Genomic DNA, 25,285 nt, shown 5'->3' with positions numbered 1-25,285 from the left:
TGAAACTCCCAGCGAAGGAAGATTCACAGGTTCAGCAGCACCACTGCACTCTGGTGTATAAGCCCCCAAAACCCGCGCGTTAACGCGTTAAACGGGAACAACCCGCCCCCACCGAACGGTGCAGGACGGGTTGCTTCTCGAAAAATCGAGATTATGCCAGACGCGAGTAGTACTCAACGACCAGCTGCTCGTCGCAGATCACGGGGATCTCTTCGCGCTTGGGCTTGCGCTCAAGCTTTGCGTGCAGCTTCTCGATCTCAACGTTCAGGTATGCGGGAACCTCGGGCAGAACTGCCTGGTGCTCGCCAGCAGCCGCAGCCTGGAAGGGGGCAGTCTTCTCAGCCTTGGGGTGAACGTGGATCAGCTGGCCGGGCTTGACGTGGAACGAGGGGCGGTCCACGCGAACGCCGTCAACCATAATGTGACGGTGAACAACCATCTGACGTGCCTGTGCAATGGTGCGGGCGAAACCTGCACGCAGAACCAGAGCGTCGAGGCGGGTCTCGAGCAGCTCGACCATGTTCTTACCGGTCTGGCCCTCGGTACGCTTTGCCTCGAGGTATGCGCGGCGCATCTGTGCCTCGCGGATGTTGTACTGAGCGCGCAGACGCTGCTTTTCCTTCAGCTGGGTAGCGTAGTTGGAGTCAGCCTTCTTGCGGGCACGGCCGTGCTGGCCGGGGCCGTAAGGACGACGCTCGAGGTACTTTTCTGCCTTCGGGGTCAGTGCAATGCCCAGGGCACGGGACTGACGCACGGTACGGCGGGTGCGGTTGTGCTTAGCCACAATCTACCTTTCTATGTGAGGCTCCTGCACCCTCACGGGTGGGGCCTCGGTCTGTTGAATACTGGCCTCCTCGGTTGACCCCGCCGGGACCCGTACGCGACCGACTCGGTCGTTGCTGTACGGCGGTGGGGCGGAGAGCTCGGGGCAGAGTACCCCGCAGCTACATTACTGACACCCGCACGGATGCGGGCATAGTAATTGCCAGACCCGTCAAGCTTACCGGATGCGCCCGGGCTTTACCAGCCTTTTGGGGATTCTTTGGTTCAAATCACGGCACATGTGGGTTTTTGATGGTTACCCACACGACCCCAATAGAAAATATTTGCACCCGTCAGCGCTATTTAGGTACACCTTCCCCGAAAAATTGCGGCGCCGAGATGTTGGATTGTAATCATTTCGTTATTTTTAACCTGTGAATCTATGGGAATAGCTTGCCTTCAGGCTCCCATATCGCCTAGACTAGAGACCATAACAAGCTTGACCTCCGCCCTTCCGGGATTGGCCGACAGTCAAGACGTCTATCACAACTCAAACTCTGATGCGGTGCGCAGTACTACCGAGGTACTACGCACCGCTTTCTGTTTACCCTCTTTTAGGCGGTGGGGTCTTTTAGGAGGCGCAGTAAGCTGCCCGGCGAACCCTCCCGCGCGGGTGGTTTCGTGTGATTGATGCGCGCGGCTAGTTCGCGCGATTAGTTCACGCGATGAATCGGCGCGGCTAGTTCGCGCGATTAGTCCGCGTGGCAAACCGGCGCGGCTAGTTGCCGCCGTCAAGAATCCTGCGGATACGCTCACGACGCTCCGTCAACGTACGCTCAAAACCGTACTGAGTCGGCTCGTAATACACCGTGCCGCGCAGAGTATCCGGCAGGTACTGCTGCGCCGCCACATGGCCCGGCGCATCATGCGCATAAATGTAGCCGTCACCATGACCAAACTGCTTAGCCCCCGCATAATGGGCATCACGCAGATGCACCGGAACCTGACCCGACGCGCCCGCACGGACATCCGCAATCGCGCGGTTAATCGCGTTATAAGCGGCGTTCGACTTCGGCGCGAGCGCACAATAAATGACGGCCTGCGAGAGGATGATGCGCGCCTCCGGCATGCCCACCAGCGCCACCGACTGCGCCGCAGCCGTCGCCACCTGCAACGCCTGCGGATCGGCCAAGCCAATATCTTCGCTCGCCAAAATCATGATGCGACGCGCCACGAAACGCGGATCCTCGCCGCCCTCCAGCATGCGCGCCAGATAGTGCACCGCGGCGTCCGCATCGGAACCGCGCATGGACTTAATGAACGCACTCACCACGTCATAATGCTGGTCACCCGAACGGTCGTAGCGGATCGCGGCGCGGTCCACCGCCTCCACGGCGTGCGCCAGAGTGATGCGAACGGGCGCGGCAGATTCCGGGTCCTTCTCCCCCGCCGGTTCATCTGAGCCCGCTGAATCATCGGATGAGTTGGCGGTATCGGGGTCGGCGGGGTCAGTCTCTTCAGAGGTGGGTTCTGCTACATCAGTTTCTGCGGGGCTGGTTTCTGCTGTGGTATTTCCCGCAGCTTCAGCCTCACTAAACGCAATCGCAGCCGCCGCCTCCAGCGAGGTTAGGGAGCGGCGAGCGTCGCCTCCGGAAACCGCCGCGAGGTGGGCGCGCGCATCCGCATCAATGACTGCCGCGCCGCCAAAACCGCGCGGGTCAGCCAGCGCACGGTCAATCAGCCGCTCAATATCGGACTGCTCCAGCGAATGAACCCGCAACAGCAACGAGCGCGACAGCAGCGGCGAAATAATGCTGAATGACGGGTTCTCCGTCGTAGCCGCCACCAGAATCACCCAGCGGTTCTCCACGCCGGGCAGGAGCGCATCCTGCTGAGCCTTGGTAAAACGGTGAATCTCATCGAGGAACAGCACGGTGGTCGTGCCGTACATGTCGCGGTCGAGCAGAGCCTGATCCATGACCGCGCGAACGTCCTTCACGCCCGCGGTAATCGCCGAAAGCTCCACGAACTTGCGGCCCGGCGCGCGAGCAATCACGTGCGCCAGTGTGGTCTTACCCGTACCCGGCGGGCCGTACAGAATCACCGAGGACGGGCCTGCCGGGCCGGCGTTCTCCCCCGCCAACACGCGCAGGGGCGAGCCGGGGGTCAGCAGGTGCTCCTGGCCGAGAACCTCATCAATGGTGCGCGGACGCATGCGCACCGCCAGGGGTGCGCGGGACGCCGAACGGGCAGAGCGCGCACGCGACGCAGAGGGGCGCGAGGAGGCGGGCTCCTCGGCGGGCGCACCAATCAGGCTCACGCGGTCTCCGTCGTCGGGCAGCTCAAGATCAAAGAGGGAATCAGCCATAGTCTTACTCTATCGTTTCACAGGCTTGAGGTGGGCGCGGGGTGCGGATTTAGCTCGCGGCGTGACGCCACACGGGTTTTCGATAGGGTTTCGATAGGTTAGTGTCTTCGCCGTGGTTTTAAACCCCGGGGCAAGGCTATAAACCCAGGAGCAATCCACTAACCTATCGAAAGCGCCGCTTTTAGAGGGTCTCGCTGTCGAGAATTAGGGTCACCGGGCCGTCATTGACGAGCTCCACCTGCATGTCCGCACCGAACACGCCGGTCTCCACGTGCAGGCCACGCTCACGCAGCGCCTGAACGTAATCGTTGAACAGCGGCTCACTCACCGCACCCGGCGCAGCAGCAGACCAGGAGGGGCGGCGGCCCTTCTTCGCATCCCCGTACAGGGTGAACTGGCTGACCGCCAGCACGGGCGCGCCCTCATCGAGGAGGGACTTCTCTCCCTCCAGCAGACGCAGGTTCGCGGTCTTATCGGCAAGCTTCGCAATCTGCGCCGCGCCGTCACCGTGCGTGATGCCGACCAGCACCAGGTAGCCGGGCTGCTCAATCGCGCCGACCGTCTCACCCGCCACGCGCACCGCCGCGCGGGTCACACGCTGAATAACTACTCGCATCGTTCACCTTTCAACTTGGAGCCGACCTTCACCGGGCTCATACATCTCTTTCGACACCGCTCTCAGCGGCTGGTTTAGGGGAGCCGCAGTTCTAGAGGCAGCCGCCTCAGAGCACACCGCGCAACTGCACGGCACGCAAAAACTGGTTCGCCGCCCGCGGGGTACGAAACTCAAGAAAACGCTTCTGCAGATGCTGCCCGCGAGCCTCCGCCAGCAATTCCCCGACGTGCGGGTAGCTCCTCCATGTGTACCGAATCATGTTGTCCGGGTCGCGCAGAATATTCTTCAGCGGCGGCTCCACATTATCAGCCCACAGCCTCTGACCCGTCACCGCACGGCGCACCGTCCGGCGAACCACACGCCACATGACCACCGCACGGCTATAGCGCAAGTAAATCACCACATCCGCACGCTCCAGCAGACGGCCGCGCACCTGCGGATACTGCCACTCCGTAATCCACGCAGGCCGCTCAATGAGCGCCTGAACATCCGCCTCAAAACTAGGGCGCGGAGTCCAGTTCGGACCCCAATGCAACGAGTCCATCTCCGTATGCGGAATGTCCAGGAGGCGCCCCAACCGCGCCGCGAACGTCGTCTTACCGCTACCGCTCGGGCCAGCAATCAGAATACGCATGCTCCCCTCCCCCCTTTGGTTAGTACACAAATCGGCACGCACGCCAGTTGATACAAAAGGTGGGCTGCGACCCTGCACCAGCAGAATACACAGCCCACCCTCAACGGCGACCCCGGCACAACTCAACGCCCGCCGGGTTCACGCCGCACAAGCCCACACCCCTACGGGGCGCACGACCAAAGACTAGAGAAGATTACTCCTCGTCCTTCTTCTTCGGCTTGAAATCAACGCCAGCTTCCTTACGCTGCTCCGGAGTAATCGGTGCAGGAGCCGCAGTCAGCGGGTCGAAACCGTTACCGGTCTTCGGGAACGCAATAACCTCGCGGATCGAATCAACGCCAGCCAGCAGAGACACAATACGGTCCCAACCGAACGCAATACCACCCATGGGCGGCGCACCGTACTTGAACGCATCCAGCAGGAAGCCGAACTTCTCCTGAGCCTCTTCCTCGCCAATGCCCATCACAGCGAACACGCGTTCCTGCACGTCACGGCGGTGAATACGGATCGAACCGCCACCAATCTCGTTACCGTTGCAGACAATGTCGTAAGCGTACGCCAGAGCCGAACCCGGGTCAGTGTCGAAAGTATCCATGAACTCGGGCTTCGGGGAGGTGAACGCGTGGTGCACAGCAGTCCATGCGGAGTGACCCAGAGCCACGTCACCGGACTCGGTGGCCTCAGCAGAAGACTCGAACATGGGGGCGTCAACAACCCACACGAAGGACCACTCGCCGTCCTTAATCAGGCCGGTACGGTGACCAATCTCAACACGAGCAGCACCCAGCAGCGCACGGGAAGCCTTAGCCTCACCAGCAGCGAAGAAGATGCAGTCACCGGGCTTCGCGCCGGTAGCCTCAGCCAGGCCAGCACGCTCAGCGTCAGTAATGTTCTTAGCCACCGGACCGGTCAGCTCACCGTCCTCCTGAATGAGAACGTAAGCCAGGCCCTTAGCGCCGCGCTGCTTAGCCCACTCCTGCCAAGCGTCCAGGGTACGGCGAGGCTGGGAAGCACCACCGGGCATCACAACAGCACCCACGTAGGGAGCCTTGAACACGCGGAAAGTGGTGTCCTTGAAGTACTCGGTCAGCTCAGTCAGCTCCAGGCCGAAACGCAGGTCAGGCTTGTCCGTACCATACTTCTCCATCGCATCCTTGTAGGTCATGCGCTGAATCGGGCGGGGAACCTTCACGTCAATCAGGTTCCACACAGCCTCAACGATGCGCTCGCCCAGGTCAATGATGTCTTCCTGATCAACGAACGAAGCCTCAATGTCCAGCTGAGTGAACTCAGGCTGACGGTCGGCGCGGAAGTCCTCGTCACGGTAGCAGCGGGCAATCTGGTAGTACTTCTCAATACCGCCCACCTGCAGCAGCTGCTTGAACAGCTGCGGGGACTGCGGCAGAGCGTACCACGAACCCGGAGCCAGACGAGCCGGCACCAGGAAGTCACGCGCACCCTCAGGGGTGGAACGGGTCAGGGTCGGGGTCTCAACCTCAATGTAGCCGTCCTCGGCCAGCAGGTTACGTGCCGCACGGTTCGCGTCCGAACGCAGGCGCATGATGCGGGCCGGCTCCGGGCGGCGAAGATCCAGGTAGCGGTAGCGCAGGCGCGCCTCCTCACCCACCTCAACGTGCTCGTCAATCTGGAAAGGCAGCGGGGCCGCGGTGTTCAGCACCTCAACGGTGGACACCTCAACCTCGATCTCACCGGTCGCCAGGTTCGGGTTCTCATTACCCTCCGGGCGCTTAGTCACCAGACCGGTCACGCGCAGAACGTACTCGTTGCGCAGGTGCTCAAAATCAGCCTCATTGTGGAAAACACACTGGGTGACGCCCTCGCGGTCACGCAGGTCAACGAAGGCGACGCCACCGTGGTCGCGGCGACGAGCCACCCAACCGGTCAGGGTGACGGTCTCTCCAATGTTTGCGGCGGTCAGCTCGCCGTTGGTGTGAGTGCGAAGCACAGACATTCCTTTCATAGCGGGCACCTCACGACTATAGACAGTAGCCGGGTACTCGCGGTTGATGATATGCGCACACTGCGTGCGCCTCATATATTGTATCCCGACTTGTCAGATCGGTGGTCAGAAAATAGGGTAAGGCAGTGGGGCACAGATTTGTGCCATAGGTTAGCGTCTTCTGTCGTAGTTAAAAACCATGGCAGAAGACGCTAACCTATGGTCGAAATGTGTAGCGTTAGCCTTACCGCATGAGCAGCCCCCGAAGATGGGCAATAACTTTCCGCTCTTTCTGAAAAATATCAGCCCAGGTTAGATGCACGACTCTCCACCCGGCGCGGGCTAGGGCACGGTCACGGGCTGCCTCGTAGCGGTCCCTGCCGGGGTGGTCCAGGTACTTCTGTTCACCGTCGAACTCAAGAATCACACGCGCCTCGGGCCAGGCGAAGTCCACCCGATAGTTACGGCCCTCGCACGAAATCGGGTACTGCGTTACGGGGAGGGGCAGCCTGTGTTCCATGAGTAGGCACCGGGTGAGGCTTTCACCCGCCGACTCGCTGGATGCATCCACCGCCTGCGCCAGAGCACGCCCGGAGGAACCGCCGTACCCGGTGAGGTTCAGCAGAATCTCAGTCACCTCGTGGGGTTCCAAGAGTCCACGCCGCATGATGGAGTCAGCGAGGACCACCGCCTCCCGAAAGGGCATGGTGCGAGCGCAATCCTGCAGAGTGCGAGCCACCGTTGTTGCCATGACGGGTGTACCGGGTATTGCGGTCACCGCATTAGGGTCAAAACCTCGCCTATGTCTGCAGATACGCCCCCTATCGGATGGGCTAGTAGCGGTACTGTACACATGCACGATTGAGGGCGCATTGAGTACATCTAGCCCCCAAAGTGCAGCCGCTGATGAGTGTGAAAAGACTCCCTGAAGACCCATGAGGTGGGCAGCAATGCACCGTACCGCAAGCCGCTCATCCGGAGTGAGCGACTGGGCATTACGGGTGTAGATATAGGCTCCTCGCTGAATACGTTGTAGGGTTCCTGCCGCCACCATCGCGCGGATATGCCGGGTTCCAATACCTCGTGAGTTGAGGATGCGCGTGGTGAGCACGAGAGGATACAGCTCGGCGGCGCGTGTGGTTAGGGCTTGTGCGGCTTGGGTTTGGGGCTTCAGGATATTTGCGGTGTTCATAGACTTTATCCTGGCAGTCTCTGCGAAGTTATGGGGGCTGTTCGTGAAATCTGTGGATAACTTCGCTGTTTTTATGGAAATATCCGCTATCCACAGGTTTAGGTTGTATCCCAGAAATTTTGTGCCATAGGTTAGCGTCTTCTGCCATGGTTTTTAACTACGACAGAAGCCGCTAAACCATGGCACAAATTCACAGGGCAGAAAGCGCGACAAAAAGACCCGCCCGGCAGGGAGGTCAACATCCTCCCCACCAGGCGGGTACACATCCATATGCAGGCTTGCAGCAGCCAGATACTACAGCGGCCAAACACCGCAGGCACTACAGACCCTAAGATGACAGGCCCCTAATATTTACAGACCCTCAGCACGCACAATCTGAACGTGCAGGTCCTCAGCCGGCGGCATCCACGAATTCGGATCAGCCGCGACCTGCTCACCCGAACGGATGTCCTTCACCTCGTGAACCGGGGCGCCCGACTCATCCGAAGAAATGAACCACACGAACGGAATACCGCGCTTCTCAGCGTACTTAATCTGCTTACCGAACTTCGCGGCGTTCGCAGACACCTCGCAGGCAATGCCGCGGGCTCGCAGTGCATCCGCAACATCATTCGCGGCGGACCAGCCCTCATCATTGGTCAGGGCAACGAACACTGCCGAAGGCACCTTACGGCTCGCCTGCGCAAAACCCTGCGACAGGATGCGAGCCACCACGCGGGTCACACCAATCGACAGGCCAACGCCCGGGTAGGTCTTCTTACCGTTCGACGCCAGCGACTCGTAACGGCCGCCCGAGCAAATCGAACCCAGCGACTCGTGACCGACCAGCACAGTCTCGTACACGGTGCCGGTGTAGTAGTCCAGGCCGCGGGCAATCGACAGGTCGGCCAGCACCTTACCCGGCGCACGGCGGGACGCCTCCTCAATGACCTCAGCCAGCTCAGCAAGACCCTGATCCAGCAGCTCGTGCTCCACCGAATACTTAGCGGCAAGCGCACGCACCTGCTCCACGAAAGAAGCATCCTCGGTACGGATCTGCGCCAGCTCCAAGGCGGCAGCGGCAGCATCCGCGCTCGCACCAGCCTCAGCCTGCAGCTCCTCAGCCACACGCTCAGCGCCAATCTTCTCCAGCTTGTCAATAGAACGCAGAACAGCCGCAGTATCAGTCAGACCCAGGCCCAGGTAGAAGCCCTCAGCCAGCTTACGGTTATTCACACGCAGCTTGAACTCGGGAATCGGCAGCTTCGACAGCGCATCGACAACAACCAGCGCCAGAGTCACGTCATAGCGGAACGGCAGCTCACCGTCGCCAACCACGTCAATATCAGCCTGAGTGAACTCGCGGGCACGACCCTCCTGCGGACGCTCACCACGCCACACCTTCTGAATCTGGTAACGCGAGAACGGGAAATTCAGGTAACCGGCGTTCTCCACCACGTAACGGGCGAACGGCACGGTCAGGTCAAAGTGCAGAGCCAGCTTTTCCTTAGCCTTAGCGGCCTCATCCTCCTGCAGACGAGAAATTGCGTAAACTTCCTTGTCGATTTCGCCCTTGCGCAGCAGCTGCTCGATGGTCTCTACCGAACGAGTCTCAATCGGGGAGAAACCGTGCAACTCAAAAGTCTCACGCAAAGTGTCCAGAACATGATTCTCAACCAACCGCTCAGCCGGAAGATACTCGGGAAAACCAGACAGCGAAGCCTTGCGAGCCATACTCGATACTCCTTGACAAAGAACTCGACAACAAAACCCCGGAACACGCCGGGCACATCTACCCATCATACCAACACCCACCCCAGCACAGCACCCACTCCCCCGCCCCACCCGGCGTAAACCCGCACAAACCCTCGGCAAACCGTCGGCGCGAAGGTTCGCCCACAACACAACACGACCAGACACTACTCACACACACCCCACAGAGGCTATGCTTAGGAGGTGCACACGCACACCCAAACGGGTGACCACCACGGGGAACAGCGCAAAGGCGCCCCACCCCCAGCACCCCCGAGTGAAAGAGTTATAGCGGTGACTACCAAACCCGACGACACTGTAAACCTCGAAAAGGCACGCCAGTACGGCCGCGTCTCCGAGGACGGCCACGTCTTCGTCATTGTCGACGGCGAAGAATACGCAGTAGGCCAGCTGCCCGGCGCCTCCGAAGAAGAAGCGCTCAGCTACTTCGCCCGCAAGTTTGAAAACGTCGAGGCGCAGGTTGCCCTGCTCGAATCCCGCCTCGCCAACAACGCCCCCGCCGCAGACCTGCAGAAGGGCATCACCTCCATCGGCGCACAGATTGGTGTACGCAACATGGTCGGTGACTACTCCGGCCTGCAGAAGCGCCTCATCACCCTCGCAGAACAGATCGCTGAACTCGGCGAGAAGCAGCAGCAGGCACGCACCGAAAACCGTGAACGTGCCCTCGCCGTCCGTGAAGAAATCGTGGCTGAAGCCGAGCAGATTGCCGGCCAGGACCCCGACCAGATTCACTGGAAGAACTCCCACTCCCGCATGAACGAACTGTTCGAAGCGTGGAAGAAGGCACAGCGCGAAATTCACCTGGCAAAGAGCGTAGAGGACGAGCTGTGGAAGCGTTTCCGTGCAGCCCGCACCACCTTCGACCGCAACCGCCGCGCACACTTCTCGCAGCTGGACGACCGCAACGCACGCATCAAGCGCGCCAAGGAAGAGCTGATTGCACGCGCGGAAGAGCTGTCCACCTCGACTGACTGGTCTGAGACTTCCCGCGCATACGGCGACCTGATGCGCGCCTGGAAGCAGGTACCCCGCGGCCACCGTCGCGAAGACGACAAGCTATGGGCACGCTTCCGCGCGGCACAGGACGTGTTCTTCAACGCCCGCAACGAAGCCGAAGCAGCGCAGGACGCAGTCTACGCCGAAAACCTGAAGGTCAAGGAAGCACTACTCGAAGAAGCACGCGCACTCCTGCCCGTCGAAGACATCGAGGGCGCGAAGGCAGCCTTCGAGAAGATCCTGGACCGCTGGGATGCGGCAGGCCGTGTACCCCGCAACGACCTGCGCCGCATCGACGGCGAACTGCGCCGCATTCAGGACGAAATCAACGGCGCCGAAGAGGCAAAGTGGAAGCGCAACGACCCCGCCAAGGCGGCACGCGCGAACTCCCTGCTCGCACAGATTGAGGACTCCCTCGCCGAGCTGGAGGCAGAGCTCGCCGCAGCTGAGAAGGGCGGCGACTCCAAGAAGATCGCCAAGGCCAAGGAAGCTCTGGAGGCGCGCCGCGCCTGGGCAGCAACCCTGCAGGGCTTCGGCAACTAAGGTCGAGCCGACGGTCTAAATAACGGTGTAATTAACGCCGAGAAGCCACATGACCATTGATCCCGTTGCGGGGTGGTGGGCATGTGGCTTCTTCGTGTTTGCGGAGTTTATGCGCGCCCACACCCGGTGCAGATGAGGCAGTTCAGGGGTTTTCGATAGGTTAGTGTCTTCACTGCGGGTTAAAGACCCACGGCGAAGACACTAACCTATCGAAAGATTCCATCCCCCATAGACGGCGAAAAGCCACATGTGTTTCGAAAAGCCACCATTATCGTGGCTTCTCGAAACACATGTGGCTTCTGGCGTGTCTGCGGGGGTGCGAAATTTTAGGTTCGGTTGGAGGGGTTAGTCATCGACCTGTTCAAAATCGATAATCTTCCAGCCCTCAGAGGTGTACTTGAACGAGAACTTCCAGGTGTCGTCGTCCTTTCTATCGTTCTCGTAAGACTTCCAATCACCGTTGGGTTCAACGTACATAACGTAGCCCCACTCCCGGTATGCCTTCCAGAAGTAAGTCTCTCCCTCACTCCAGGGGTTCCCGTCAGCAATGTAGTGGTCAAGACCCGCGATAATCCAGCCGCCTCGCTTGTAGAGGGCTTCAAGACCTTCGTAGGAATCTAGTAGTTCCGTGAAGCTGCTATCAACGAATTTGCGTGCTTGACTGTAGTCTCCGGTCTGAGCGCCGTAGTTGTTCCATTCAATCCATGCGTTGAGTGTTTTGCGTAGGCCTTCATTGGATTTTTCTCGGTATCCGTCCTCAGGCGATGCAGGTTTCGGAACGTTCTGCGCCGGGCCGTTAGGGTCAGCTTCGCGGTATTCGCCGTCAGGTGCCTTGGAGCCGCCAGAGTAGCCTCGGACAGTAGACGGGGTTGCGGAGGGAGAATCAGTAGCTGCCGCAGATACGGAGGCGGTTTCGCTCGGCGTAGCGGTCGAAGAAGCCGAGGCACCCGCCTCGTTAGCTACCTGCTGGCCGCAGGCTGCAAGTAGGGTACCAAGACCCATGAGCGCGCCGCCGCTCAACATCGCGCGGCGAGTCAAAAGAGTGGAAGTCATGGAAATACATTCCTCATATCGGTGTGGTGTGTGAGTTGCAAAGGACTACTAGATAATTCCCTGCTCACGTAGCTCCTTATTCGAGCGATGTTCGGAGAGTCGCCAATAGCCATTCTGATACTTATAGCGGAACATAAATATTTCATTTTCATTGCTGGTATTAGTCCGCTCATACACCTTGCCATTGGGGTTTACGTACATGCCATAAGTCCACAAGCGTCGGGTGAGAACCCAATATTCTTTGGCTTCTTCGTCATACATCAGGTCGCTTTCGGCCTGATATTCCGAGGTTCCTTCAATAACCCAGCCACCGCTTTTGTAAAGATCCTCGATGTAGTGCAGGAATTTAATGTCCTCATCGAAAGTGTCCAGCATGTAGGGCCATGCATATTGCATATCCCCAGTCTGAATGCCATAGTTGCGCGCCTTAATCCAGTCGCGCATCATCTCGCGCAGGCCCGCAAAGGTTTCAGGGTACTGTTGCGGCTTAGCCTTCGGAAGAGGAACGTTCTGAGCCATACCGTATGCATCAGCTTTGCGGTACTCGCCATCGGGTGCCTTCGAGCCGCCAGAGTAGCCGCGGGTAATGACCGGGCTCGGAGCAGTCGATGCAGAAGCAGCCTCAGAAGCCGCAGCAGTCGCGGTTTCAGTCGACGCAGCGCTCGAAGAAGCCGAGGCGCTCGCCTCATTGGTAGCCTGCTGACCGCACGCCGTCAGCAGCCCGCCCAGGCCCAGCAGTGCGGTGCCGGTGAGCAGGGTGCGGCGGTTGATGATGTCGGATCCCATGGGGATTCTCCTGTGGTTGGTTATGGTGTGTGGCAGCTGGCAGATTCCGGAAGCGCCAGCCGTGCGGCATGTCCAGTGGTGCGCATCGGTGCGCGTGGACCCGCGACAACCACCACCCTACAGGATGTTTACAGTCGTTTGCATCCCGTTGAGCCCCATGACCACATGTAGCGGCGTTTGGACACAAAAAGACGCCAGGACCCCCTAACACTAGGGTGCCTGGCGTGGGCGGGCGGGCTATACGGCGAGCGCGTACATGTCGCGGAGGGCTTCTTCCGCATCGTCGAGGGCGTATCCGCTCTGGCAGAGCGCGTCGCAGCCGTTACCGTATCGGAGGCCGGCGAGGAACTCGCGGTCGGTCACCTCTGGCAGGTACGCCATGAGGTATTCGCCGTTGTCAGTGAAGAAGTCGTCAATGTTGGCGGCGTCCTGACCGGAGTAGAAGGCGCGGAAGTCTTCGTCATTGTAGTAACCAACCGTGTACATGAGGGGCTCCTTTGGTCGCTCGGCGGAGGGGGCGAGAACGCGTCGTTGTTCTCTACACCCAAAGTACGGGGCACCCCTGACAAGATAAGGGGCTACACCGCCCCACGCTGGAGAAAAACCAGAAAATATTGCGGGATGAGGGGGTTTCTGGAGGCGCACTCCCCCGCCTATACACACCACACAGAAAATTCGGTCATAGGTTACGGACTTCTGCCATGGTTTTTAACTACGACCAAAGACGCTAACCTATGGCACAAATCAGCGCCGAGGTAGGTCAGGCGGCGGGTAACTGGCTGTTTCGATAGGTTAGTGTCTTCGCCGTGGGTCTTTAACCCGTGGTGAAGACACTAACCTATCGAAAGATTCCATCCCCTCCCCCCCATAGACGGCGAGAAGCCACATGTGTTTCGAGAAGCCACCAAAGAAGTGGCTTTTCGAAACACATGTGGCTTCTGGGCGAACTACCCCAGTTTACCGCCGGTTACAGCACGTCACCGCGGGTTATTCTCCGCCAAGGAACGGCATGAAGCGGACGATGTGCTTCTCTAACTTCTGCTTCACTCGCTTCGCCTTGGTTGCTGCGTCTTCGGTCTTCGCGCCGCCGAGCTTGCCGCCGAAGAGCGAGATTTTGCCCTTGACCAGGCGGCTGATCTTGCCGGGGATAGTGCGGCGGTTTTCCTTGAGCGCACGGTTGACGACGCGCTGGGTTTCTGCGGAGTCCAGCTCTTCGTCCTTCACGATGGTGTCTTCTTCGCGGGTGCGGCGGTCGGTCACGTAGCGGTGGAAGTGTTCCTGCACGTCGTGGTCTTCGGACTCGTTCAGGTAGGTGTCGAAGTAGTCCTCGATGATGTCGCCGCTTTCGCGCAGGTCAGCGTCGTTTCGAATTGCGAGGCGCACGCGGTCGCGGAAGTGCTCCACACCGTCCTGAGCACTTTCGGTGGTGCCGTTCTCCCCTGCCGCCTTGCCGTGGCGTGCGGCGCGGGCTGCCTTGACGAGCTCCAGGATGTAGAGCACGCCGACTTCCTGCTGCCTGACCAGTTCGGTCAGGAAGGACACGCGATCAAACAGGTCAACTGCGGTCGGCTTTTCTTCGCCTTCGCCGGTTTCACTGTCGGCGCGGTCCTTCGCTTCTTCCTGTTCGCGGCGCAGTTCGCGGGCTTCTTCGTAGATGTCGTTGTAGACACCGGTGTAGCCTTGCATGTCGTAGTCGCTGATGAGTTCGTTGCCGCCGTCGCGGATGAACTCGTCGTGCACGCGCAGTTCCTGCTGCAGTTTAAGCACCTGGTTCATGAGCTCGATGTAGCGGGCCTTGTCTTCGGTGGTGTCCACGGTGATGGATCCGCCCTCGTCGATGGGGAATTCTTCGCGCAGCTCGGACACGGCCTCCTCGTATGCGGCGTAGGCTTCCTTGTAGGGTCGGGTGAACGCGATGTCGAGGGCGGACTGGCTGTTGCTGTTTTCGGTGTCGCCGAAGAGGGTGAAGGCGTCCTTGGTTGCCTGTTCGAGGTCGCGGAAGCACACGATGTTGCCGGAGGGCTTGAGCGAGTTGAGGATTCGGTTGGTGCGGCTGTATGCCTGCACCAGTCCGTGCATCTTGAGGTTCTTGTCGACCCAGAGGGTGTTGACGGTCTTGGAGTCGAAGCCGGTGAGGAACATGTTGACGACGATGAGCAGGTCCAGTTCGCGCACCTTCATGCGGCGGGAGACGTCCTTGTAGTAGTTGTCGAAGGAGTCGCCGTCGGTGCTGAAGTTGGTGCCGAACATGGTGTTGTAGTCTTCGAGGAAGCCGTCCATGCGGTTGCCGGTGCCTTCGGTGGCGAAGGTGAAGTTTTCTTCTTCGCCGAAGGTGTCGAAGAGCTGCCCGCCGTTGCCCTGCGAGTAGATGATGGCGACCTTGAGCTTCTGTTCGGGGCGCAGGGTACCGTCTGCGATGCGCTCTTCTTGCAGGGTGTTGAGGGCGTCGTAGTAGGTGCAGGCTGCGTCGATGGAGGAGGTTGCCAGGATTGAGTTGAAGCCGCGCACGCGCTCTACGTAGTGTTTGGTGACGCCGTTGATGGTGCGGGTTTTCTTGATCTCGTAGCTGGTGGCTGCGCTCTGGTTGGTTTTGCGGTCGTAGTTGTCGAGGATGTAAGTGGCTACGGCTTCGATGCGTTCAGGGCTTTCGAGTACTTCCTTGCTTTTGGCGAACTTTTCGAGTTCCTTCGCGTCGGGGGTTTCGGCGCGTTCGGCGGCGATTTCTTCGGCGTAGGAGGTTTCTTCGAGTTCGGCGAAGTGGGGGCTGGTGTTGGTGTATTCCAGGTGGAATTTCAGCACGTTCTTGTCGTTGATGGCGTCGACGACGGTGTAGGTGTGCAAGCAGTCGCCGAAGACTTCGACGGTGGTGGTGCCGGGGCCGCCTACGGAGTTCTTGTCGAAGATGGGGGTGCCGGTAAAGCCGAACATGCTGTACTTCTTGAAGTGCTTCTTGATGGCGGTGTTCATGCGGCCGAACTGGGAGCGGTGACATTCGTCGAAGATGATGGCTACACGCTGGCCGTAGACGGGGTGTTCGGGTTCGGCGGTGATGAGGTTGGACAGCTTGTGGATGGTGGTGACCACGATGCTGGTTCCGCGGTCGGCGAGGCGGTTGCTGAGTTCGCGGGTGCTGCCGGTGGAGCTGACGGAGTCTGCCTGGAAGTTGTTGTATTCGAGCATGGTCTGGTAGTCGAGGTCCTTGCGGTCCACGACGAAGAGAACCTTGTCGACGAGTCCGGTTTCTGCCAGGCGGCGGGCGGTCTTGAAGCTGGTGAGGGTCTTGCCGCTGCCGGTGGTGTGCCAGATGTAGCCGCCGGCTTCCTTGGTGCCGAGGCGCTTGGGGTCGTTGTTGGCGATTTCGACGCGCTTAATGATTTTTTCGGTTGCCGCGATCTGGTAGGGGCGCATGACCAACAGATCCTTGTCCACAGTGAGGATGCAGTAGCGGGTCAGGATGTTGGCGAGGGTGTGGCGGGTGAGGAAGGTGCGCGCGAAGAGAATCAGGTCGTTGATTCGGTTGTTCTGTTCGTCTGACCAGTAGCTGGTGAAGTCGAAGCTCTTGCCTGCGGAGCCGCCGTCGGCGGTCTTGCGGCTGGCGGTCTGCTGGTCTTCGATGTGCTTGTGGCGCACGGTGTTGGAGTAGTACTTGGTTTCGAAGCCGTTGCTGATGACGAAGATTTGGGCGTATTCGAAGAGGCGGTGCTGGTCCTGCTGGAAGCCTTCGTTCTGGTAGCGTTCGATCTGGTTGAAGGCTTCGCGAATGCTCACGTTGCGCTTCTTGAGTTCGATGTGTACGAGGGGCAGGCCGTTGACGAGGATGGTTACGTCGTAGCGGTTGAGTACTTTGCCGTTGGGGGCGGGTACGCGGTACTGGTTGATGACCTGCATGTGGTTGCGTGCGGGGTAGGCGGCGTCGATGAGCATGATGTTGCGCAGGGTGCCGTCTTCGAGGCGGAAGTCGATGAAGCGTTCTTCCTGGATGAGCTTTGCTTTTTCGAGGATGCCGTCGTTGGAGCGGGCGATGTGTTCGGTGAGCAGGCGGTTGAATTCTTCGTCGGTGAAGTGGAAACCGCTGTTGGGGCCGTAGGTGCCTTCTTCGGGGCGGGTGTTGAGGCGTTCGAGCTGTTCGCGCAGGTTGCGGATGAGTGCGGCTTCGTCGGTGAGGCGCGGCAGGTAGTCGTAGCCTTGGGTTTTGAGGGTTTCGATGAGTTCGGCTTCGAGCTGCGATTCGCTCTGGTGCTCACGCTTCTGCTTGTGCTGAGCCTTCCAGTCCTTGTAGCCCTTTGCTTCGGCGAGTTCGGCGATGACGGTGAAGTCGTCCGAGCTGAGGATGCTTTCGGTGCGTCCTTCGGTGGGGCGGGGGTGGTTGGGTACGGTTTCCACGGGGTGCTCCTTTGCGTAGGGGTTGAGTGTGTGGATGGGTGGGCTCGGGGTTGGTGAGCCCGGCTAGTTGAACCCGGTTTGTTGAGTTTGGGTTGTTGAGTGTGGTTGAGGTCTAGCGGCCCGTGCAGGGGCGGCAGGGGTCCGCCGCACCCTGCACGGGGTGCGCGCTTGATGCGCGGTTTGATGCGCGGGTGTCTACTGGTTGTCGCCCTTGCGGGGGAAGGTGAGTAGCTGGTCGCGGTAGTACTCGTATTGGCTGCGACGCGCTGCGAGCTCTGCGGGTAGACCCTCGGAGAGGCTGCTGGTTAGGGCGTCGAAGCGGTCGAGAATATCGACAATGCGCTGTTGCTCTTCCAGGGAAGGAAGCGGAAACTCAAACTTCTTGAAACGCTTCATATCCACGCTGGCAAAGCTAGATTGCGTAGTATTCGAAAGGCACCAACGATCCAGGACAAACGAATAGTAGTAGAGGAATTTAGGCAGCAGAAGGCTCTTGAACTCTTCCTTAGGCGTCAGGACGGTGAACCTTTGATTACACAGAAAATCTACGTTGATTAGCGCATGCTCGCCAATCGTTGCAGAAGTTGCCACAATGATTGAACCGGCAGGGAACATCCCACCCTTTTTCAAAGCACTTTCATGAACAGACTGCAAAGACTCTGAAAGAATTCCGCCATTTTCACGAATATCTTCCATGCGGAACCAGGGAACAGTTCCGTTCTCCCAATAGCTGCTATTGGACTTAGAAGGGGTATATCCATTACGGGTGGTAAACAGTTCCTCGATAGGGTAAAACTTGACCGTTGGTTCGGAGAAAGAAGCCAAGAGCGAATCACGGTAGTACTCGTATTGCAGAGTACGCGCTTCCAGCTCCGCTTCCAGCTCCGCTTCCAGGTTCGTGAATTTATCAAGAATTTCAACAATCGCTTCCTGAATCTCCATAGGAGGAACAGGAACCTCGAGTGAATCCGTATCTTTCACAGCAAGCTGGGGAAGCTTCACTGATTTACTCCGGGCGAGTTCCTGCAGGTAATACGCTTGGGTCAGAAGGTAATAGTAAATAAACTTCTGATTAACAATATTGCTATCTAAGGTATAAGACCACATTTCATTTTTGTGGGTAAACGACTTCTCATAATATTCGAAGCCGATATAACCTCTAGATTTAACAATAATCGCCGGGCCATGCAGAATATCCTTTGCCGGAATATTTGAAGAATCAGTATCAACAAATGTAGATCCAGCAGCAAAGATTCTCAGGTCTTTCTTACCAGGTTCAAGGGAACGCATCTTAGAGGCCGTAATCGCAGTCCCCTTATTACGCTTTCCCAGAGATTCCAGCGGGCGGTACTCCACCCCATCCGGGCAGAGCTCAGCCACCAGGCGGTCAATATAGTTCGTCACCTCGGCCACGATTACTCGCCGCCTTCCAGACGCGCCACAATAGCGTCAATCTCCACACGCAGCTGAGCCTGACGAGCCACAATACCCTCAATACGGGAATTCAGCTCAACAATATCCACACGCTCACGCGTATCCTCAGGCTCAACCCAGCTCGACACCGCCAGGTTCGCCTCCTGCTCCAGCAGCTTCTCCACCGGAACCAGCGCCGAGAAATGCTCACGCTCCTCACGAGCAGCCAGCACCTCAAGGATCTTCTCACGGTGCGACTTGCCCAGAATATTCTGGTTCGTGCCCTTATCAAAGAGCTGCGAAGCATCCACGAACAGCACCGAATGATCCTTGCGACGACCCTTCTTCAACACCAGAATGCAGGTCGCAATGCTCGTACCGTAGAACAGGTTGGCGGGCAGCTGAATCACGGCATCCACCACGTTCTGCTTCAGCAGGTACTCACGAATCTTACGCTCCGTACCGCCACGGTACAGCACGCCCGGGAACTCAACGATAGCCGCCGTACCCGCCTCATCCAGCGACGCCAGCATGTGCATCGTAAACGCCAGGTCAGCCTTCGACTTCGGCGCCAAAACCGCCGCCGGAGCGTAACGGTCATCGTGAATCAGGGTCGGGTCATCATCACCCTTCCACTTGGTCGAATACGGAGGGTTAGACACAATCGCACCAAACGGCTCCTCAAAATCGCCGCCCGCACCGCCGCGGTGCTTCGGGTCAATCAGAGTATCACCGTGCGCAATACTGAAATCATCCACCGGCACACCGTGCAGAATCATATTCATACGGCACAGGTTGTAAGTGGTCAGGTTAATCTCCTGACCCACAAAACGCAGGCCCTCCGAGTTCTTACCCAGCTCACGCTTAAACTTCAACAGCAGCGACCCCGAACCACACGCCGGGTCATACACGGTACGAATCTGCTCGGCATCACGGCCATCCATAGCAATCTTCGCCAGCAGCTCCGAAACCTCCTGCGGAGTGTAGTACTCGCCGCCGCTCTTACCCGCGTTCGCCGCATACATGCCCATCAGGTACTCGTAGGCATCACCGAAGGCGTCGTTCTCGCTATCCTCGTAGCCTTTCTCCAGGTTCATGTCAGCCACAGCATCCATGAGCTTCAGCAGGTTCTCGTGACGAGCCGCCGGGCTTACACCCAGCTTGTTCGAATCCAGCACAAAGTCATCGAAGAGGCCCTTCACGTTGTTCTCAGACTCGGTGCCACGCGCCGACTCCTCAAAGGCTTTGAACACGTTCGCCAGGGTCTCATTCAGGTTTTGGTCCTGACGAGCCTTCGCGTGCACCACAGAGAACAGCTGCGAAGGCAGCAGCAGGAAGCCGCGCTCCTCCACCAGCATGCGGCGGGTATCATCATCAAAAGCCTCATCAGGAATCTGCTCAAACGCCTGATCCAGACCGTACTTCTTCTCCACAAAGCGCACCTGGCTCTCAGAGAGGTAACGGTAGAAAAGCATACCCAGCACGTACTGCTTAAAGTCCCAGCCGTCTACCGAACCGCGCAGGTCATTCGCAATACGCCAAATCGTAGAGTGCAGCTGCGCACGCTCCGCATTGCGGTTACGGTGCTCGTCAGTAGTAGCGGAAGAATCCGTAGACTGCGTCGTCATAGGGGCGGTCAACCTCTCATCAGTTATCGTTTCTACAGTCGAAGAAACGCCAAACATTCGGGACCCTCACGGTCCCGGTCGTACACATGCGCCAGCGCGGGTCTAGATGCTGTACTCGGTGGGAGCGTTCGTAGCTTCCACAAGCCATTTCGTACCCGGCGGCGCGAACTCTTTCAGTATACGGGTTCACCCGACCCCGCACGCGCCGGTTCGTCATCGCGGGGTAGCCCCACTAAACCCACCACGAAACCGCGCCGCGCTCCCCCGCAGAAAGCCCCGCAGAAAGCCCCGCGGAGGTTGGCGCGTTTTGCATCCGCGTGGCGTGAATTGTCGTGACGCTGGCGTTTTATGCCGGGTACAGTAGTAATCACCAGGGCACGAAAGCCCACACAAAACACCACCTTCCACCTTAGGAGAAACCCCATGGCACTCGCACTCATCACCGGTTCTTACGGCGGCCTCGGCACCGAATTCGTCAAAATCCATGCCTCCAAGGGCGGCGACCTGATCCTCGTCGGCCGCAGCCAGGCAAAGCTCGACGAGCAGAAGGCGCAGGTCGAGGCAGAATACAAGGTCACCGCACACACCATCGCCGCAGACCTCTCCACCGAAGAGTCCGCACAGTTCATCTACGACGAATGCAAGAAGCTCGGCCTACTGCCCGACTACTTCATCAACAACGCAGGCTTCGGCGGCCAGGGCGACTTCGCCCGCGAGCGCACCATGGAGCAGGACCTGTCCATGATTAAGGTGAACATTGAGGCCCCCACCCGCCTGCTGAAGCTGTTCCTGCCTGACATGATTGAGCGTGGCTCCGGTAAGGTCCTGAATGTTTCCTCTACCGCGGCTACCATGCCTGGCCCTCTGCAGGCCGTCTACTACGCTACTAAGGCGTACGTGACCAGCTGGTCCAACGCCCTGTGGCGCGAGGTTCAGGGCACCGGTGTGACCGTCTCCTGCCTGATGCCCGGCGCTATGGCAACCGGCTTCGTGGCTGCCGGCGGCCTGGATGACACTAAGCTGTTCGCTAACGCGGTCTCCCCGGACAAGGTTGCTGAGGAAGGCTACGAGGGCATGCTGAAGGGTGACATCAACGTGGTCTCCGGCCTGGTCGCATGGCAGAAGCCCTTCATCTCCCTCACTCCCCTGATGCCGCGCAAGGCGATGCTGGACTTCGTGTACGACCAGCAGGTTTCCGGTAGCGCCAAGAAGTAGGCTAACCGGCAGGTCAATACACAGCGAGAAGCCACATGCATGCCGAGAAGCCACCAAAGAAGTGGCTTTTCGAAACACATGTGGCTTCTCGGCGTATGAAAAACTACGCTTCCGAGGGCTTCGCGCCGGTCAGGCGGTAGGCCTTGTACACGCCCGTCACGTTACGGACCACGTTCAGCACGTGCTCCAGCATGAAGCGGTCACCCAGCTCCAGGGCGAAGCGGTCCACCACGGTGCGGTCCTCCGAGGTGTGCACGCGCGCATCCAGGATGTTCACGCCCGACTCAGAAATCGCACGAATCAGGTCACTCAGCAGGCCCTTACGGTCCAGCGCCTCCACCTGAATCTGCACACGGTACGTAGCGGACGGCGAAGACGCCCACTCAACCGTGGTCACGCGCGGCTCTTCGTCAGCGTTACGCATGTTCGGGCAGTCGCGGCGGTGCACCGAAATGCCGTTGTAACGGGTCACAATGCCGATAATGTCATCCGGCGGGACCGGGGTGCAGCAGCGCGCAATCTTCGTCAGCACACCCTCAGCACCCGGCACTACCACGCCGTTATCGCCAATCGCCTTGCGGGTCGACTTCAGCAGCGTCTCGTCAAAGTCGCTGACCTCAACTTCGGGTGCCGGCTCGTCGCCGCGGTGCACCTCAACCAGGGTGTCAATGACCAGCTTCGGCGAGATCTCGTGCTCACCAATCGCACGGTACAGCGACGCCACATCGTTCTTGTGCAGCAGCTGAGCCACCTGAGTCATAATCTCCGGGCTCATCATCTTCTGCAGCGGCAGCTCGCTATTGCGCATGCTCTTGGTGAGCATCTCGCGGCCGGCGAGCAGCGCCTCCAGGCGGCGTTCCTTCGCGAAGTACTGACGGATCTTCGTGCGAGCGCGCGAGGAGCGAACGAACTTCAGCCAGTCCTCGCTGGGGCCGGCTTCCTCGTTCTTCGTGGTCATAATCTCCACGGTCGCGCCGGTGGGCAGGACCGTGTGCAGCGGCACGAGGCGGCCGTTGACCTTCGCGCCGACGGTGCGGTCGCCGACCTCACTGTGGATGGCGTAGGCGAAGTCCACGGGGGTGGATCCGTTCGGCAGGGCGATTGCCTCGCCGTTGGGGGTGAGCACCACAATTTCGTCGGTGTCGAGGGTTTCGGCGAGGGACTCGTAGAACTTCTCGGACTCCGGGTTGGAGTTCGAAATCTCGGCAATGGACTGCAGGATTCCAACATTCATCATCGCCGAGGTCTGAGTGCCCGGCTCCTTCGGGTCCTTCGCGGGCGCGCCGCCACGAGCCGCAACCTTCTCGCCGCGCGATGCCGCCTTGTAGCGCCAGTGCGCCGCCACGCCATACTCAGCCTCTTCGTGCATCTTGTAGGTGCGGATCTGAATCTCAAGCGGCAGGTTACCCGGACCGTACACGGTCAGGTGCAGCGACTGGTAATTGTTGTTCTTCGGGTTCTTAATGTAGTCCTTGAAACGACCAGTCATCGACGGCCACAGGGACAGCACGTGGCCGAGCACCGTGTAGCATTCCGCCTCTTCCTCAACCATGATGCGCACGGCGAGGATGTCGTTAATCTCGTCGAAGCTGCGGCCCTTCGTCTTCATCTTCTGATGAATCGAATAGTAGTGCTTCGGGCGGCCCGTCACGGTCGCGTCGATGCCCACCTCTTTCAGGCGGTCCGTAATCTTGGTGCGCGCCTCGTTCAGGAACTTTTCGAGCGCAGGGGTGCGTTCGCCGACCATGCGCACCATCTCAGCGTAAATCTCCGGGCTCATGGCGGCGAAGGACAGGTCCTCCAGCTCCCACTTGATCGTGTTCAGGCCCAGGCGGTGCGCGAGCGGCGCGTAAATCTTCAGGGTCTCTTCTGCCTTCTTCGCGGCAGAAGCCTGCGGCACAAAACGCCAGGTGCGGGCGTTGTGCAGGCGGTCGGCAAGCTTGATGAGCAGCACGCGGATGTCTTTGCTCATGGACAGCACGAGCTTGCGGATCGTCTCAATGGAGGCGTTCTCGCCGTAGGTCATCTTGTCCAGCTTGGTCACGCCGTCGACCAGGTAGGCGACCTCTTCACCGAACTCTTCGGTGAGCTGCTCCATCGTGTAGTCGGTGTCTTCCACCGTGTCATGCAGCAGACCGGCGGCGAGCACGGGGCCGGTCGCGCCCATCTCCGCAAGAATCGCAGTCACGGCGACCGGGTGGGTGATGTACGGGTCGCCACTCTTACGCTTCTGACCCTCGTGACAGCGGTTCGCCACCTCGTAGGCACGCTGCAACACCTGAATGTCCTCATCCGGGTGGTAGCGGCGCACCGCACGCACAACCGGCGCAATCATCGGGGAGAAACGGATGGTACCGCCGTGCGAATCGGATGCCTCCATCTTGCTACTGCGGCTACCGAAAACCAGACGGTTCGGCACACGTCCGCCAGCAGCCATGACGCGGTGCGAGCCGCGAACAGCCTTAGCCTGCTGAGGCTCCTGGCTCTCAGCGTTTGCGTTCATTCCGGCTTCTGCACTCATTTTCGGGCTCCTTTGGACGTAACAGCGATGACCTGAACCCCCGAATCTGCTCGTCATTGAAAGGCGTGGATGCGGGCGCGCAGTATCTTCTACCTTTATCCTACCCAGCACGCGGATATGCGCCAAAATATGCGTGTAAACAATGCCGCGCAGTGAAACATTGGCAGGCGGGAACAAACCAGCAGGAACAAACCAGCGGGCACGCTAAAGGGGAGCCGACACCTTTCGGTATCGACTCCCCTATCGTTAGCAACGCCAGTAGCGCTGGCGGAACGCTGGCTAACCGTTCAGGTTCACGCGGTGAATCTCAATGGTTGCACGTGCCGGCTTCTTAGCAGGCTTCTCGGTTGCCTTCTCGTCCTCGGTCGCCTTGTCAGCAGATTCCTCAGACTTCGCAGCCTTCTCAGCCTCGGCGGGCTCCTCCGAAGAGTCACCCTCAGCCTCGTCAGCCTCGTCAGCGTCCTTGAAGTTGCCGCTCTCCACCTTCGCGGTGTGCTCACGAATCTGAGCCTCACCCAAACGCAGCGAAGCATACAGCGGCGCAGACACGAACAGCGTGCCAAACATGCCCACCAGAATACCCACGAACAGCGACAGGGACAGGTCCTGCAGAGTACCCGCACCCAGGATGAACGCACCAATGAACAGGATCGCGCCCACCGGCAGAACACCCACAATAGCGGTGTTAATCGAACGGACCAGGGTCTGGTTCACCGCCAGGTTAATCTGCTCGGCAAAGGTCGTGTCACGGCGTTCCAGCACATCCTCGGTGTTCTCACGGATCTTATCGAACACCACCACCGAGTCGTACAGCGAGTAGCTCAGAATCGTCAAGAAACCAATAATTGCACTCGGAGTGATCTCGAAGCCGAACGCGGCGTACAGGCCAACCGTCACCACCACGGTGAAGAACAGGCCCGCAATAGACGCCAGCGACATCTTCCAGGTACGGAAATAGAACGCCATACCAATCAGCGCCAGCACCACAAACGCGACCAGACCCCAGAACGCCTGACGGGTCACATCCGCGCCCCAGGTCGGGCCCACGAACGAGGAGGTCACATCATTCTCAGAGACGCCGTACGCCTCCTGCAGAGCCGCCTTCACCTGCAGAGTCTCATCATCGCTGAGCTTACTCATCTGGGCACGAATCGTACCCGGCGCAATATTGGTCACGCGAACATCCGAAGCGTCCTTCGCCTTCTCGTGAATAATGCGCTCACCCGTAGCAGTATCAACGTGCGCAGTCTTCGAGACCACGAACTCCGAACCGCCACGGAAATCAATACCCAGGTTGAAGCCGCCACCAACAGCCGGAATCAGAACCGAAACCGCCATCAGCACAGCCGCAAGCAGCAGCCACAGGCGGCGCTTACCCACGAAGGGGTACGAGCGGGCACCCGAATGCAGGTCATTACCGAAGCGGGCAAAAGCATTAGGTTTCACATCGGTAGCCATGC

General features: G+C 59.2%; 17 protein-coding genes. 2 read left to right on the top strand and 15 right to left on the bottom strand.

The window, feature by feature from the left end; genetic code table 11:
- Positions 1–151: 151 nt before the first annotated feature.
- From rpsD to hisS, 7 genes are all read right to left on the bottom strand, one after another.
- A complete protein-coding gene (gene rpsD / locus AB8C10_RS03820; RefSeq protein ID WP_012903479.1) occupies positions 152–784 on the bottom strand; it encodes a 30S ribosomal protein S4 in 633 nt (210 codons plus the stop codon).
- A 756-nt stretch (positions 785–1,540) separates the two neighbouring features.
- Positions 1,541–3,130 (bottom strand): replication-associated recombination protein A, encoded by a 1,590-nt coding sequence (locus tag AB8C10_RS03815; protein WP_368866881.1) that lies wholly within the window; start codon positions 3,128–3,130, stop codon positions 1,541–1,543.
- Between the two features lie 181 nt (positions 3,131–3,311).
- A complete protein-coding gene (gene dtd / locus AB8C10_RS03810; protein WP_049327228.1) occupies positions 3,312–3,746 on the bottom strand; it encodes a D-aminoacyl-tRNA deacylase in 435 nt (144 codons plus the stop codon).
- A gap of 106 nt (positions 3,747–3,852) precedes the next feature.
- Positions 3,853–4,380, bottom strand: a complete 528-nt coding sequence (locus AB8C10_RS03805) for an adenylate kinase (RefSeq protein WP_070599973.1) — start codon at positions 4,378–4,380, stop codon at positions 3,853–3,855.
- Positions 4,381–4,573: 193 nt separating this feature from the next.
- Positions 4,574–6,346 (bottom strand): aspartate--tRNA ligase, encoded by a 1,773-nt coding sequence (gene aspS, locus AB8C10_RS03800; RefSeq protein WP_368866880.1) that lies wholly within the window; start codon positions 6,344–6,346, stop codon positions 4,574–4,576.
- Between the two features lie 238 nt (positions 6,347–6,584).
- The gene (locus AB8C10_RS03795; RefSeq protein WP_368866879.1) at positions 6,585–7,091 is read right to left on the bottom strand and encodes a DUF559 domain-containing protein; all 507 of its coding nucleotides are present in this window, start codon (positions 7,089–7,091) and stop codon (positions 6,585–6,587) included.
- Positions 7,092–7,883: 792 nt separating this feature from the next.
- The gene (hisS, locus tag AB8C10_RS03790; RefSeq protein ID WP_294628944.1) at positions 7,884–9,245 is read right to left on the bottom strand and encodes a histidine--tRNA ligase; all 1,362 of its coding nucleotides are present in this window, start codon (positions 9,243–9,245) and stop codon (positions 7,884–7,886) included.
- 312 nt (positions 9,246–9,557) lie between these two features.
- Here hisS and AB8C10_RS03785 point away from each other — a divergent pair, with 312 nt between their 5' ends.
- Complete coding sequence (locus AB8C10_RS03785) at positions 9,558–10,826, top strand: DUF349 domain-containing protein (RefSeq protein ID WP_368866878.1); 1,269 nt, start codon at positions 9,558–9,560, stop codon at positions 10,824–10,826.
- A 345-nt stretch (positions 10,827–11,171) separates the two neighbouring features.
- Here the strand turns inward: AB8C10_RS03785 and AB8C10_RS03780 are convergent, their stop codons facing one another.
- From AB8C10_RS03780 to AB8C10_RS03755, 6 genes are all read right to left on the bottom strand, one after another.
- Positions 11,172–11,879 carry a DUF6318 family protein gene (locus AB8C10_RS03780; protein WP_368866877.1) on the bottom strand — a complete coding sequence of 236 codons (708 nt, stop codon included), beginning with the start codon at positions 11,877–11,879 and terminating at the stop codon, positions 11,172–11,174.
- A 48-nt stretch (positions 11,880–11,927) separates the two neighbouring features.
- Positions 11,928–12,665, bottom strand: a complete 738-nt coding sequence (locus AB8C10_RS03775; RefSeq protein WP_368866876.1) for a DUF6318 family protein — start codon at positions 12,663–12,665, stop codon at positions 11,928–11,930.
- Positions 12,666–12,902: 237 nt separating this feature from the next.
- Positions 12,903–13,151 carry a hypothetical protein gene (locus tag AB8C10_RS03770; protein ID WP_315296234.1) on the bottom strand — a complete coding sequence of 83 codons (249 nt, stop codon included), beginning with the start codon at positions 13,149–13,151 and terminating at the stop codon, positions 12,903–12,905.
- A gap of 501 nt (positions 13,152–13,652) precedes the next feature.
- Positions 13,653–17,048 (bottom strand): type I restriction endonuclease subunit R, encoded by a 3,396-nt coding sequence (locus tag AB8C10_RS03765; protein WP_368866875.1) that lies wholly within the window; start codon positions 17,046–17,048, stop codon positions 13,653–13,655.
- A 195-nt stretch (positions 17,049–17,243) separates the two neighbouring features.
- Positions 17,244–18,461, bottom strand: a complete 1,218-nt coding sequence (locus tag AB8C10_RS03760; RefSeq protein WP_368866874.1) for a restriction endonuclease subunit S — start codon at positions 18,459–18,461, stop codon at positions 17,244–17,246.
- 2 nt (positions 18,462–18,463) lie between these two features.
- A complete protein-coding gene (locus AB8C10_RS03755; RefSeq protein ID WP_368866873.1) occupies positions 18,464–20,089 on the bottom strand; it encodes a type I restriction-modification system subunit M in 1,626 nt (541 codons plus the stop codon).
- A 423-nt stretch (positions 20,090–20,512) separates the two neighbouring features.
- Here AB8C10_RS03755 and AB8C10_RS03750 point away from each other — a divergent pair, with 423 nt between their 5' ends.
- Positions 20,513–21,304: an SDR family NAD(P)-dependent oxidoreductase gene (locus tag AB8C10_RS03750; protein ID WP_368866872.1), complete on the top strand. Its 792-nt coding sequence runs from the start codon at positions 20,513–20,515 to the stop codon at positions 21,302–21,304.
- Between the two features lie 103 nt (positions 21,305–21,407).
- Here AB8C10_RS03750 and AB8C10_RS03745 read toward each other — a convergent pair whose 3' ends face one another.
- Entirely contained in the window at positions 21,408–23,825 is a 2,418-nt protein-coding gene (locus AB8C10_RS03745; protein ID WP_368866871.1) for a bifunctional (p)ppGpp synthetase/guanosine-3',5'-bis(diphosphate) 3'-pyrophosphohydrolase, read from the bottom strand.
- Between the two features lie 279 nt (positions 23,826–24,104).
- A complete protein-coding gene (secF, locus tag AB8C10_RS03740; RefSeq protein WP_368866870.1) occupies positions 24,105–25,283 on the bottom strand; it encodes a protein translocase subunit SecF in 1,179 nt (392 codons plus the stop codon).
- Positions 25,284–25,285: the final 2 nt, after the last annotated feature.

The organism is Rothia mucilaginosa (genome assembly GCF_964210535.1).
Lineage (GTDB): Bacteria > Actinomycetota > Actinomycetes > Actinomycetales > Micrococcaceae > Rothia > Rothia mucilaginosa_F.
This window is presented reverse-complemented; position numbering and strand designations above follow the sequence as displayed.

Coding starts and splice junctions, on each gene's coding strand:
- AB8C10_RS03755 (WP_368866873.1), bottom strand. CDS start 20,089: ATGACGACGCAGTCTACGGATTCTTCCGCTACTACTGACGAGCACCGT.
- secF (WP_368866870.1), bottom strand. CDS start 25,283: ATGGCTACCGATGTGAAACCTAATGCTTTTGCCCGCTTCGGTAATGAC.
- AB8C10_RS03750 (WP_368866872.1), top strand. CDS start 20,513: ATGGCACTCGCACTCATCACCGGTTCTTACGGCGGCCTCGGCACCGAA.
- AB8C10_RS03780 (WP_368866877.1), bottom strand. CDS start 11,879: ATGACTTCCACTCTTTTGACTCGCCGCGCGATGTTGAGCGGCGGCGCG.
- hisS (WP_294628944.1), bottom strand. CDS start 9,245: ATGGCTCGCAAGGCTTCGCTGTCTGGTTTTCCCGAGTATCTTCCGGCT.
- AB8C10_RS03815 (WP_368866881.1), bottom strand. CDS start 3,130: ATGGCTGATTCCCTCTTTGATCTTGAGCTGCCCGACGACGGAGACCGC.
- AB8C10_RS03775 (WP_368866876.1), bottom strand. CDS start 12,665: ATGGGATCCGACATCATCAACCGCCGCACCCTGCTCACCGGCACCGCA.
- AB8C10_RS03795 (WP_368866879.1), bottom strand. CDS start 7,091: ATGGCAACAACGGTGGCTCGCACTCTGCAGGATTGCGCTCGCACCATG.
- AB8C10_RS03805 (WP_070599973.1), bottom strand. CDS start 4,380: ATGCGTATTCTGATTGCTGGCCCGAGCGGTAGCGGTAAGACGACGTTC.
- dtd (WP_049327228.1), bottom strand. CDS start 3,746: ATGCGAGTAGTTATTCAGCGTGTGACCCGCGCGGCGGTGCGCGTGGCG.
- AB8C10_RS03745 (WP_368866871.1), bottom strand. CDS start 23,825: ATGAGTGCAGAAGCCGGAATGAACGCAAACGCTGAGAGCCAGGAGCCT.
- AB8C10_RS03770 (WP_315296234.1), bottom strand. CDS start 13,151: ATGTACACGGTTGGTTACTACAATGACGAAGACTTCCGCGCCTTCTAC.